The organism is Mucilaginibacter sp. (assembly GCF_039207105.1).
GTDB lineage: Bacteria > Bacteroidota > Bacteroidia > Sphingobacteriales > Sphingobacteriaceae > Mucilaginibacter.
Genome location: NZ_JBCECK010000040.1, coordinates 9,505 through 22,927, shown reverse-complemented (window position 1 = coordinate 22,927; position 13,423 = coordinate 9,505). Strand labels below are relative to the sequence as shown.

General features: G+C 41.7%; 5 protein-coding genes. All 5 read right to left on the bottom strand.

Annotated elements, in window-relative coordinates:
- Window positions 1-23: 23 nt before the first annotated feature.
- On the bottom strand, window positions 24-1,589 hold the full coding sequence (locus AAGC65_RS10630; RefSeq protein WP_343112425.1) for a RagB/SusD family nutrient uptake outer membrane protein: 1,566 nt from the start codon (window positions 1,587-1,589) through the stop codon (window positions 24-26).
- Between the two features lie 12 nt (window positions 1,590-1,601).
- Entirely contained in the window at window positions 1,602-4,697 is a 3,096-nt protein-coding gene (locus AAGC65_RS10625) for a TonB-dependent receptor (RefSeq protein ID WP_343112424.1), read from the bottom strand.
- A 445-nt stretch (window positions 4,698-5,142) separates the two neighbouring features.
- Window positions 5,143-6,651, bottom strand: a complete 1,509-nt coding sequence (locus AAGC65_RS10620) for a GH39 family glycosyl hydrolase (protein ID WP_343112423.1) — start codon at window positions 6,649-6,651, stop codon at window positions 5,143-5,145.
- 121 nt (window positions 6,652-6,772) lie between these two features.
- Complete coding sequence (locus tag AAGC65_RS10615; protein ID WP_343112422.1) at window positions 6,773-9,184, bottom strand: glycoside hydrolase family 31 protein; 2,412 nt, start codon at window positions 9,182-9,184, stop codon at window positions 6,773-6,775.
- A gap of 262 nt (window positions 9,185-9,446) precedes the next feature.
- Window positions 9,447-13,423: two-component regulator propeller domain-containing protein (locus AAGC65_RS10610; RefSeq protein WP_343112421.1), on the bottom strand; the 3,977-nt coding region annotated here is incomplete at its 5' end.

The window sequence follows — 13,423 nt, the reverse complement described above, 5'->3', positions numbered from 1 at the left end:
CTTCTATTGGTGAAATAATTGAATTAATAACCGGGGTTCTGTTTCAGGCTTCCTGCCGACAGACTGATCTGAGTTTGTGGTATTTCCAACAGACCTTTTGTCTCGGTACGAAAATTAACATTGAAATCGGTACCCATGCCAGCGTTATCAATAGCTTGCTTTGCTACTGTCAATCCTTGTCGTAATAAATCCCAGTAACGCTGGCCTTCCAACGCCAATTCAAAACGACGCTCTTCCATGATTAACTGAAGCCCAGAAGCATCAGGAGTTAGGGTTTTATGATGATTCGCATCCTGGAAAGCCCTGTCACGAACTTTGTTATAATAGTTCTGGGCAACGGAAAGATTGGTTGATAAATTCAATTCTGCTCCCATTAAAAGAACGTCGGCAAAGCGTATGGCTACGTAGTTATCATAGTTGTCAATCTGAAAGTCGCCGCCCATATCTTCTGGTTTTCCGGCATTTAAAGGCGTATATTTTTTGCAAAAATACCCCGTATATTGCGACTGATCCCCTAATACATATTGACTGGTTAAATTTTCGCCCGAGATGGAGATAATTGAATTGCCGCGGCGCGGATCGTCAGCGGCAAAAGCATTCCATAATTTAGGATTTACGGTTGCAAACCCCCAGCCTTTGTAATAAGGTAAAAGTACCTGGCTTCTTATACCGATTAAAACCTGCCACCTGTTACCATTTTGCTGGTTATAATCTTTTAAACCTAAATAAGTGTACTGGATATTAAAAACACCCTCCACATTGTTCTGACCTGCAAAATCGGCCCCTCCGGACGCCCTGAAAAGATTGGCATATTTGGGCACTAAGGCATGACCGCTATTATTAATAACATCATCAATCAGTTTGATAGCATCCTGTCTGGTTACCTGCCCCACCAGGTCTGTTTTGGTATAATAACCTGTATAATACAAAAACACACGGCCCAATAAGGATTCAGCTGCCCATTTTGTGGCGCGGCCATATTCGGCTGCTGGAATAGAGCCATATGGAGTAGCGGCTAAATCAGTAGCTGCCGATTTCAGGTCAGTGGTTATCAATTTATAAACATCGTCAGGATTGGCCTGAGGCTGGTTATACTTACCGGGTTCAACCGGGGCTGTGAGTAAAATCACATTACCAAACATACGCACCAAATCAAAGTAGAAATAAGCGCGCAGAAAATGAGCTTCTGCAATATATCGTGTTTTTAAAGCAGTATTTGCACCAAAATCAACCTTATCGATGTTTTGTAGCAACACATTAACCCGGTAAATACCGGTATAGTATTTTGTCCAGGCATCTGTATTGTGATCAGTTAATGGCTCAAAACGATCCCATTGCCTCACATTGGCGTCTCCGGCACCCGCGCCGCCAAAACAATTATCAGAGGCAATCTCACTGGTGAGTGTAATATTGCCAAACCCGCTCCAATCAAGTACGCTGTACGCCGCCACCAGTGCCTGAAAAGCATCATCGGGAGTTTTATAAAAATCATCGATCCCTTTTTGATTAATGGGCGTGGTATCCAGTAAACCTTTTTTACATGAACTAACCGACAGTAAAAGAACTATTATATATATTAATTTTTTCATGGTTATCTTATGTTAAAATTTCACACTTAAACCCAGCAATACTGTACGTGGCTGTGGGTAATATCCTAAATCAGTACCCGATGCCCATCCATCATTACCATAACCTACTTCGGGATCAAGACCCTGATACTTTGTGAAAGTAAATAGGTTTGTGCCGGACAAATACAAACGAAACTGCTGTACGGGGAGGTCTTTTAACAGCCCCTTTTTAAAATCGTAGCCGATATTGATGGTTTTTACCCTTAAAAAATTCCCGTTTTCAATGTACAGATCGGAAAACCGGCCATAATTGTTATTAGCCTCGTCTGCCTGCGTTACCCGGGGAATGGTATTGGATGTTCCCGGACCTGTCCAGCGTCCTAAAATGGCAGTTGTGTAATTGGAATAATACCGGTCCGTAGTGCGGATACCGTTTACGATCTGATTGCCAGCAGCACCATTCAGCTGTACGGATATATCAAAACCTTTATAGCCGGCGTTGAGGTTAAAGCCGAAAGTTTCATGGGGGTTAGGGTCACCTAACATCGTTTTGTCGTTTGCGTCAATTTTGCCGTCGCCATTTAAATCGACGAAACGCACGTCCCCTGGCTGCGCTCCTGGTTGAATTAAGGTTCCGTTTTTGGCATATGCGTTCACATCCTGCTGTGTCTGGAAAAGTCCGTCAGTTTTTAATCCGTAAAAATAACCGATCGGATAACCAACCTGCGCGCGATAAAACTCATCTGTGCTTGCCGTGAGCACGCCGGTTGCACCATGTATTATTTTTTCCGGATTGGCTATATCGGTAACCCGGTTTTTATTGTAGGCTATATTTCCTCCTATACCGAGCGAAAGAGCACCAAACTTGTGTTGATAATTAACCGCTAATTCAATGCCTTTGTTAGACACATCGCCACCGTTAACAGTAGGAGCACCTGTACCTACAATGGCCGGCACAGGAGCCACTATAAGCCAGTTTTTTGTCGTCTTGTTGTACCAGTCAAAAGTAACGTTCAGGTCTCTTAGGATAGTCGCGTCAAAACCGATATCTGCCTGCTGTGAAGTTTCCCATTTCAAATCGGGGTTCGGTATTTTATTAGGAACCGTTCCGGTTGATTTTACCCCATTAAAATAATAAGAGTTGTAGGTGGAGCTAACTGTAGCCAGATAAGCGTAATAATTGCTCGTGGGCACATTATCATTACCATTCTGGCCGATACCAGCTCTGATCTTGAAAAAATCAAGCCATTTGGCATTTTTTAAAAAACCTTCACTACTTACTACCCAGCCAGCCGATACCGAAGGAAAAGTGGCATACTTATTATTTGAGCCAAAATTAGTGGAGCCATCGCGCCGCACAATGGCGGTTAACAGATACTTTTCGTCATAGTTATAATTTATACGGCCAAAGTAGGAAAGTATATTATGCTCCGGAACCGTGATGCCACCGAATGCTCTTTGGGTTGCATCATTCGTACCATTGTCTATGATGGCATGGTCAAAATCCGGAATAGTTAAGTCCTGCTTACTGCCACTTACATAAAATGTAGTCTCACGCAGTACTGTTGAACCAACCAATGCAGTAACGTTATGCTTGCCAATTGATTTCTGATAGGTAAGTGAATTATCCCAGTTTGTGCGGGTGTTACGGTACAAACCCTGAGTAGCCGTAGAATTGGTATTCTGATTATTAGTACCCAAAGAATAAACAGGTATAAATGTATTGGTAGAATTGTAGGAAAGGTCAAGCCCGTAATCAGATCGAAATTTTAACCCTTTGAATAGAGTTGCTTCCAAAAACAGATCGCCCAATAAACGATCGGTGATGGTTCTGTTATTATTAGTGTAATCAATGGCCGCAACCGGATTTACCTCCTCCGGACTTACCGTTGAAACCCCATAAGTACCATCCGGGTTACGAACAGGAAAAGTGGGGCTTGTATTTAGTAGTCCTCGTATAGAGTTTCCGTAAATATTGCCTGTTCCAATGCTACTTTGCGCACTATGGCTATAGGTCAAATTCTGACCAAACTTGATGATATCTTTATACAAATTGTGATCGGAATTCATTCTAAACGATATCCGTTCAAAATTGGATTTGCCAGGCAAACCGATAATACCATCCTGCTTTTGGTACGATAAAGAAGATGAATACGTAGACCGGTCATTACCACCTGCGGCACCAACACTATAATTCCCTATAGGTGCATTTTTCTGGGTAACCGCTTTCTGCCAATCCGTTCCGGCTCCCAGTTGGTTAAGCTGGTCAAGGGTGTACATCGGTGCTTTTCCTGAATTAACAGCGGCTTCATTCATGATGATGCCATATTCATGCGCGTCAAGCAAATCCAGCTTTTTTGCCGGATTCTGTAAGCCGTAGTAAGCATCAAATGTAACTTGTGTTTTACCATTTTTTCCCTTTTTGGTGGTAATTAAAATCACACCGTTTGCAGCTCGTGTACCGTAAATTGCTGTTGAGGCGGCATCTTTAAGTACATCCAACGATTCAATATCGTTGGGATTAAGACTTGAAATATCATAGGTGGGAAAACCATCTACCACGTACAAAGGATTTGAATTACCGATGGTACCGATACCCCTGATCCTTACTTTTAAAGCGTCTCCTGGCTGGCCGGAGGTTGACGTTACCTGGACGCCTGGTGCCTGCCCCTGTAAAGCCTGATCCACCGATAATGTATGATTTTTTGCCAAATCGCTTCCGCCGACATGTACCGTTGCTCCCGTTACTACTTTTTTAATCTGGGTTCCATAGCCCACTACAATAACCTGCTCCAGCGAATTGGCCGTTGGGCTCATTTTTACAGAGATCTGGTTGCCTTCGCTCACTGTAACAGATTGTGGTTGATAGCCTATATAGGTAAATACCAAAACATCTCCCGTCTTGGCTTTGATATGGAATGCGCCCTTTACATCTGTGGCTGTTCCGGTTGTAGTTGTTTTTATTTTTACGCCCACCCCAATAAGTGGCTGGCTATCATCTGCACCTATTACCACGCCTGATATGGTTCGTGTAGTAGTCTGGGCGAGCACCGCGCTTTGGGATAAAACAATGAAGATCAGGGCACAAAAAGAAGATGCACAAATACGACAAAATAGATTTCTTTTCATATAATTTAGTTAATGATTCATAATTGTTGGTTAGATTAATTGTTGACCATTGTTAAGGTGGTTGGTTTTCTTGCATAGTTTAGTCGGTTTAATATCTCAGGATGATATCAATACATATTAATATCTTGATACATACTTACAAATATCTTTTCAATCGATTGCATAGTTTAACATCGGTGTGATTTGTGCTTAATTTTAAATGACGTCAAAATTTGATGGTATTGATCCACTTTAGATACGATGCTGGCGTATCCTACTTAATCACGAAATCACTGAATGAAATAATTGGTTTATTATCGGGAAGTGAAGATATCAGCCATAGCTAAAAAAGCAGGGAACATTTGTAATTAATGATGTAACAAATGTTTACATATACACAACAAATTGACATACAGTATATTAACTTAAATTTCAAAGATATCATCAGCGCGATTATACTTACATGTTAATTAATCCGGTCCAGGGTGATCAATAACACGTCATTTTGTCGCATAGGCAAATGTTTTTCAATTTTGCCCCCGGCATTTAGCTTTACGTTGTTTTGCAAGATCGGCTTATCAACATTTTGCTGTTTAATCATGTTCACCTGCTCGGCTGTTAATTGTGTCGGTGACCCTAATTTTAGATACGCACTATACGGATCATTTATTCCGTACCCTGTCTGGAATACCTGTAGTCTGTAATTACCAGCCTTTAAACCTTGGGCGATGAATTTAATTTCAGGCAATGCCTTCGTGGGTAGGTCCCGTTTGTAATACACCTGGTTATTTACAGAATCGCGCTTATCGTCAATTGAAAAATTCCAAATCAGCGCCTGTAGGTTACCTTTCGTATCTTTACAAATGATCGCGCTGGAGTCTGCAGCCATCAATTCTGTATCACCCAATTGATTCAGGTATTTAAAAGCATAATATGCCGGCTTCTTAATATCCTGGTAATTCATTAATCCAAAACCGCCGTGGAAAGGCGTAGTCCGGGGGCCTGCTTCTTCAAAAATATCGGTAAACGTCCAGTAGGACATGGAGTTCACAACAGGTGATGCCCATTTGACGGCATTTAAAATATAAGCGGCCTCGTGATAACTGTCATGTATGGGATCGGCAGGCGTGTAAGAGGCGCTCCATTCCGTGTAATGCAATTCTAAATCCGGCCGTGCTGATTTTTTGATCTGCTCTTTGACGTGGCGCATGTCATTAGCAATCTGATTCCTATCCTTGCTCAGTATAGTACCAGCATTACCACTAACATCCAGGAAACCTTGTTTTACCCCGTAGTCATGTGTACTAATAAAATCAATTGGTGCTTTCTGCTGTACACAAAAATCAATCATTTCTGGCACCCAGGCATTACCCGCGGTAGCAGGTCCGCCTACACGATAACTGTCAGATATGCTTTTAATAGAACCTGCTGTTTCTTTATAGAGCTTGAAGTAATCCTGCTGGGTGCCGGTAAAAAAACCGTCTTTTAAATTTGGCTCGTTCCAGACCTCAAAATACCAGGTAGCTACCTCGGCTTTCCCGTAACGTTGTGTCCAGTGCGAGAGCAGGGCTTTGATTAAATTGTTCCACTTTTGATAATCTTTTGGCGGGGTAACATTACCCTTCCACCAAAAGATCGTTTTACTGCCGCTTGCCAGTGCTCCCGGCATAAAGCCTACCTCCACAAAGGGCTTCATGTTTATTTTCAGTAAATAGTCAAACAGCTCATCAATGTATTGCCAATTGTAGGTAGCATTTCCGTTTTTGTCCTCAAAATAAACACCCATATCATCTGATAACAAGCCGTGAAAGCGTATGTATTTAAAACCGCATTCATGATGTGCAATTTTCAATTGCCGTTGCCAATCGGCCCGCAAGCCTTCATTGGCACGCCCGGCTCCGACACACAAGTTGCCACTTTTAGGAAACGTCCCTTTCACCTGATTGACATTTACCGTGATTTCTCTTTCACCCATTTTTTGGGCATTCACTGTCAACCCATACAGCACGATCAACAACATCGAAATCCAAGTCTTTCCCTGCATCTTATATATTATTTTTTAGGTATATTTTTATTTAAATGAATACAGGTATACCTTATAATTTAACGATAAGAGCTTTACCGGTATAGCTTACGGTTTTATCAGCTTGAGTGACTTCGTCTATATTTACTCCATGCCTGCCATTAACCAGTACGATATTAAATTTCCGCTGTTTCAGCATACCAGCATAATTGCCTTTTGTATCTGATATAGTGAGCTGGTGACGACTATCATCATAACTCAATTTAAAGGTTGAAAACCGGCCTTTCTCATAATTGTAATTATCATTTTCATCGCTGTAGTAAGTGAACTCCCCATTGGCGCCAGGGTAAATCCGGAGCTCAATGGTGTCATCAGGTTTTTCGGTAGCATATTGCAATATTGGCCCCATCGGAATAATTGAACCCGCTTTTACATATAAGGGCATTATTTCAATAGGCGCCTGGGCGGCAATTGTTTCGCCCCCGCTGTACACTTTGCCAGTCCAGAAATCATACCATTGGGTACCTTTAGGAAAATATACATTCCGGGTGTTCTTCCCAGCCGAAGCCTTACTGCCGGTATATAATTGTTCAGTTACGGGATTCACCATAAACGCGGGGCCAAACATATATTGATCAGGAATAGTGTAAACTTTTGTATCGTTCCTGAAATCGAATGCAAGGCTACGCATCATGGTATAGTTTTCCTGTGTTACGCGTCCGGCCAGGGAGTAAATGTAGGGCAGCAAGCGATAACGCAGCTGATCATATTTTAAAAGAATGGTCTTGGTTTTATCATCCCAATTATTGGAGAACAGTGCACGTTCCCCTTTTCCATGAATACGGAAAATAGGCGAAAAGGCACCGAACTGAAACCAACGGGTAAATAACTCGCGGTTCTCGGGCCTTGACCAATCTGGTACTCCCCAGTGATAATGGTAGCCACCGATATCTGACGTCCAGTAAGGAAGACCAGACGCACAGGCATTGATACCTTGCGGCACCTGATTTTTAAAATTCTCAAAAGTACACTCTATATCCCCCGACCACAGGGTTGAAGCGTTCCGCTGCTCCCCGGCAAACGATTGTCTTACTAAAAAGAAAGCCCTTTTGCCTGGAATATCCCTGCGCCACCCCTGATAAACTCCTTTAGTATGCTCAAGTGAATAAGTGTTGAAATAATCTATACCCTTTCCTGTGTAAAATGTGGCTTTACGGCGCTCGTCAAGTAACAGACCGTTATCGGGCTCGCACTGATCAATCCACCAGGCATCCCAGTCATAGCGTTTAATCAGGCTGTCACGGGCCTGATCCCAATAAAGCTCTCGGGCTTTGGGATTATGGGCATCATAATACGTATCAAAGGTATGAGTCACTATGTTGTCCCACGTTATGCCGGTTAAGCCCCCTATTTTCTGGAGTGCATCATAATTTGGTGTACCTTTACCAAATACCGGCCAAATGGATATCATTACATGCAAATTCGCCTTGTGCAGCTCGTCGATCATCTTTTTAGGATGAGGATAACGTTCCGGTTTCATGATGTGCGAGCCAATCGGCAACGGATCCCAATAATACCAATCCTGTACAATCACATCTACCGGAATCTTATTATTACGATAGTTGTCTTTAACTTGAAGTATTTCAGCCTCGCTCATATACCTGTCCTGAGACTGGAACAAGCCGAATGCCCATTTACCAAACATGGGCGCTTTACCGGTTGTTGTACGGTAAAGATTAATGATCTGATCAAAATCAGGTCCATAAAAGAAGTAGTAATCAACCTGTTTGCCGCTTTCTGATGTATAGCTAAATTTTGTATTGTTATCTTCGGCTCCATAGAATTTGGAAGCCGAGTAGTTATCCCAAAGCAATCCATACCCCCTGGTTGAAAGCAGGACCGGGATAGCGCCGGTAAGATATTTAATGGCCATATCCTGATCCCGGCCTTTATAATCGATGGAAAGGGAGTCCAGCGGATGGCAGCCCAAACCAAATAGTCCTTCAGCCGCCGGGGAGTTGAACGATGTTGTGCAATTGTAAGTACTGATGCCTGCTATGGTTGCAGCAACCATCATTTTGCTATCTTTCTTATTTTCGGAGGTAATCAGTTTACCCTCCGGTGTCAGGTAACTTATGGCATTGGTTGCTTTATCAACAATCACTTTTAAACGTGAAGTGCTGATGATAATATTGTCACCTATGTCTGCAACCTTAAAAACCGTTGACTGGGCCCATTTATTATTAACAACGAGTGATTCTTTTTCTGGAAATATATTGAATATGGTGTATTTCACTTCAATGATATCAGCGCTGCAAATCTTAATTTTAAGAAGACCTTTATCCAAATGGAATAAAACACCATCCTGCTCCTTTTTAAAATTCTGTACTGTAGCCTGCGCTTGCCTTGTTGAGAGGATGCCGGTAAGCATCATTAAAATGATCCATACTTTATGATGATAAAAGTAGAAATTACTGTGTGACATGGTTGTATATATTTTTGATAAAACTGATAAATGTTAATTGATATCTTCGTAAAGGACGCCTCTCCCATATGTGCCCACATACATGCGTTGCAGATCATTTTAAGATCATGAAATTGCCGGATGAAACATTGGGTTTATACAGAAGTGAAGGTATCAGCAACCCAGCAAAATGCAGGGAACATTTGTAATTAAGGATGTAACAAATGTTTACAAAGACTTAACAACCTGGCCTACAATAGAAAATCAATATAAGCTACAGGCTTTAATCAGAATTTACAGTTGGCTCTTGCTGTCGCCGGCGTTTCTGAAGCACGAATTCAGATGGAAGCATGCCAAATTCTTCTTTGAAAGAACGGGCAAAATACTGCGGAGTATTGAAACCGACCTCGTAGGATACTTCTGTTATATTCATTTGGCTATGCTCCAGTAAATAGGCTGCCTTCCTCAGCCTTAACAGCCGGATATATTCCACTGGTGTTTTACCAGTTATAGTGAGCAGCTTTTTATAAAGCGTATTGCGATTCATACCCATATGCTTACTCAGTTCGTTTACCGAAAGTGACGGGGTAAGCATATTTTCTCCTATGTAGGTCACAATATCCTTCACAAATTTTTCATCAACTGAAGCAATAGCTGGCTCATTTACCTGCACCTCCAGCTGGCGCGCATAGGTCTTTTTGAAAGTAGCCTGCAGGTTGAGCAGATTTTTTATCTTAGAAATGAGAATCTCAAAATTGAACGGTTTGGTCATATAGTCGTTGGCACCAATCTCTAAACTTTTCAATTCTTCTTCCTCACCTACAAGGGCGGTAAGCAGGATGATCGGAATGTGTGATGTACGATTGTCACCCTTTATCTTACGACAGAGTTCCTTTCCGTTCATTTCAGGCATACTGATATCGCTCACCATAATATGAGGATGCAAGGCCAGTGCTTTCTGCCATCCTTCTTTACCATTAGTGGCTTCAATGATGTGGAACATTTCTTTGAGGTTGTCTTTCAGGTAAAACCGGAAATCCTCATTATCTTCCACAAGCAAGACCGTTTGTTTTTTTCTGCTATTTGAAAGATTTTTGGTATTATCTGTATTTTTCGGGACTACAGAAGGGGCCATTAATTCGTCATCCACGTGTATTTCTACATCTCCTGATTCAGTGAAAGAGATCGGTAACCTAACGGTAAAGCAACTCCCATGGTCTGGCTCACTCTCAACGAATAGCTCACCCTGATGCATATTTACAAACTCTTTGGTAATTGCCAGTCCAATACCACTACCCTGGTTTAACATCGAACCTGGCAGGTTATTTTGGAAAAACCGATCAAAAATCCGTTCCTGCTTATCTTTCTCGATCCCAATACCGCTATCTATAACTTTGATCTCTATCTGAGCTAATTGTTGAGGTGGTATTTCGTTAACCATACCGATCAACACGCTTACATGTCCGCCGGCAGGAGTAAATTTAAACGCGTTAGAAAGCAGGTTAAAAAGGATGCGTTCTATTTTATCATGATCGAAACATGTCCTGAGACCGTCTACTTCTGTGTCAAAAACAAAACCTATCCCTTTTTCATCTGCTATATCTATAAACGACAGACTGATCTCTTTGATAAATTTAACGATGTCTCCAGGCTTGGTGTGCAGTTTCAGCTCCCTCACCTCCATCTTCCTGAAGTCAAGCAGTTGGTTAACCAGATTCAGTAGTCGTCGGGCATTTTTCCTGATCATGTTCAGCTGCTGTTGCTGTTCGGCATTATCGGCTTGATTCAACATCTTATCTACCGGCGCAATAATGAGCGACAGCGGTGTCCGGAACTCGTGACTCACATTGGTTAAAAATTTAGTTTTGAGTTTATCCACCTCATACATCCGCTCAATTTCCTTCCTTTCCTGTTCAATAATAAGCTGCGTCTGCTTTTTCTCCTGTTCGGCAGCAAACTCCCGTTTTATCTTTTGAATACCCCGATGTCGAATAAGTAATGTTCCTCCTAATAACAAAAAGATATAAATAGCATACGCTATAGTTGATTTCCAGAATGGTGGATCTACCTTGATATGTAGATTGATCTCATCAGCGTTCCAACTACCGGCTGCATTGGAAGTGCGTACTTTGAACCTATAATTCCCTCCATCAAGGTTAGTATAGGTTGCTTTACGGGTAGCATTATCGGCATTAACCCATCCTTTATCAAAGCCCTCCAGCATGTATTGGTACTTTATTTTGTTGGGATTGAAAAAGTTAATCGCGACAAATTCAATAGTAAAAACGTTTTCACTATGATGAAGCGTGATGGAATTGGTTGCCGACATGGCCCTGGTAAGGATAACATGGCCATTTACTTCCTCCCCTGCTGCTACACTCTTATTGAGCAGCTGAAGGTCAGTAAAGATCAGCTTTGGTTTGTTTACAACAGTCTTGATGCTCCGGGGATCGAACATATTAAAACCGTGTCCTCCCCCGAATATCAATTCTCCTTTACTGGTTTTAAGGGCGGCATTGATGTTAAACTCCCGTGCCTGCAGCCCATCAGCTTCGTCAAATGTTTTAAACTGGTATAGGTAACCGTTAGCCGTAGCGATAAGCGCTATCCTGCAAAGCCCTCCGGAAGTACTCATCCACATGTGATGATCGTTATCTTCCAAAATATTTAATACGGCATTATCCGGCAGCCCGTTCTTTTTTCCCAGCGAAGTAAATTGGTTGGTCTTTGGATCCAGTATACTAAGTCCATCCCCTGTGGCTATCCATATCAGGCCCCGGCTGTCTTCAATAATACTATTCACATTGTTGCTAATAAGGCTGTTGCGTACATTAGCATTATGTATATAATGAACAATATATCCGTTTTTCTTTGTTATTTTATCCACACCCCGATAGCCACCCACCCAGATATTGCCTGCCCTGTCTTCATAAACCGATGATATGTAAGGTGACCTGATCTGTGTTTGATTAAACTGGTGATGAAAAACCCCGGTCAAAGGGTCAAAAACATCCAATCCTCCCTGGAAGGTACCCACCCATAGTTTGTGAGATGAATCTTCAATAATGCTGTAGATCCTGTCATCTGCAATAGAGGAGGGAACATTTTCTTTATGCCTGTAATGTGTGAAGGTTTTCCCATCGAAAGAGTCCATCCCACCAAAGTAGGTACCTATCCATAGGTTTTGATCATGATCAATACACAAGCTGACGATGATATCATTCCCAAGGCTGTTATTGTTTTGCGGGTTATGTTTGTATTGCCTGTACGTACCGGTTTTGCGGTTAAAGTAAATCAGCCCGCCACCATTGGTACCAATCCATAAATTACCGGATTTGTCTTCAGCAAATTTGTCAACATCCTCAAAACTCAAACTGCGGGGATCTGATGCGAAATGGCGATAAAGCGGAAACCGGAGGATATCTTTGTGATAATAGCTTATCCCTTCTTTATAAGTGCCGGCCCATATAATGCCAGTGTTGTCCTTATAAAGGAATGTGCTGTTTTGCTTTAATGATTTAGGATCATCCTCCCGGTGCATGATATAATTAACCTTAAAATCACGTTTGTCTAAAATATTAATCCCACCGTGATCGGCAGCTATCCATATTAAACCATCATCTGCCTGGACAATAGTTGTAACATTGTTATTATTCAATCGACCTCCAATCGTTTCTTTATCAATATGTTTGATTGTATTTACCCTGGGGTTAAAATAATATATCCCCATGTCAATCGCTGGGGCATACAACCATATATCGTTGTCCTTATCAATATTGATAACATAATCCTCTACCTTTTTCGCAGTTTTTTGAGTAACAATTGCTTTTTTATAGGTAATATGTTCAAATTCACTATCCATCGTTTCTATCACACCAGTATTATACACGAGCCATATATTACCTTTTGAATCTTCAGCAAGATCAACTACATTGTTGGCATAGAGTGATGGTTGCGAGCTTATGCTGTGATCATAATGATAGGTTCGATTGCTGGCTTCATTATAGCGGTAGACACCGGCACTATCATAAATAAACCAAAAATTACCTTTGCTGTCTTTCTTTATCTTCCGGATAGCGACCTGAGGAAGTTTTAGTGAACGCAATACGGACAATAGGTTACTGTTAAATTCTTCCCTGGACGGATCATAAATACAAAAGCCGTTATGGGTTTCTATCCATATGGTATGTTGCGGCCCCTCGTATATATTAACAATATTATCATCATTGATGGAGGCTTTATCGGCCGAATTATGTTTGA

What these genes read in the sequence shown, in the direction of transcription:
- AAGC65_RS10630 (WP_343112425.1), bottom strand. Translation starts at nt 1,589, where the DNA reads ATGAAAAAATTAATATATATAATAGTTCTTTTACTGTCGGTTAGTTCA.
- AAGC65_RS10625 (WP_343112424.1), bottom strand. Translation starts at nt 4,697, where the DNA reads ATGAAAAGAAATCTATTTTGTCGTATTTGTGCATCTTCTTTTTGTGCC.
- AAGC65_RS10620 (WP_343112423.1), bottom strand. Translation starts at nt 6,651, where the DNA reads ATGGGTGAAAGAGAAATCACGGTAAATGTCAATCAGGTGAAAGGGACG.
- AAGC65_RS10615 (WP_343112422.1), bottom strand. Translation starts at nt 9,184, where the DNA reads ATGTCACACAGTAATTTCTACTTTTATCATCATAAAGTATGGATCATT.